The organism is Mesorhizobium sp., assembly GCF_005063415.1.
Classification (GTDB): Bacteria; Pseudomonadota; Alphaproteobacteria; order Rhizobiales; family Rhizobiaceae; genus Mesorhizobium.
This window is the reverse complement of the sequence record NZ_SUEG01000417.1, coordinates 1-242: the sequence shown is the minus strand read 5'-3', so window position 1 is coordinate 242 and position 242 is coordinate 1. Positions and strand designations below refer to the sequence as shown.

At 63.2% G+C, this 242-nt stretch carries 1 protein-coding gene; it reads right to left on the bottom strand.

Annotated features, from left to right (window positions below; translation table 11 throughout):
* Positions 1-242: SDR family NAD(P)-dependent oxidoreductase (locus E5W70_RS32870; RefSeq protein WP_292665530.1), on the bottom strand; the 242-nt coding region annotated here is incomplete at both ends.

The window sequence follows — 242 nt, the reverse complement described above, 5'->3', positions numbered from 1 at the left end:
GGCCCGGGAACGAACCCGGCCACGGAACTGAGATTGAGCACCCCGCCCCGTCGGCGCGCCACCATTCCCGGCAGAAAATGGAGGGTCAGTTCTGTGAGGGAATGTATGTTGAGATCGATGATGCCCAGTTGACCATCAATAGGCAGCGCCGTCGTCGCGCCCCGCAGGCCATAGCCGGCGCTGTTGACCAGGACATCACAGACCAGGCCGTGTGTGGACAGAAAGCCCTCCAGGCGCGTTGG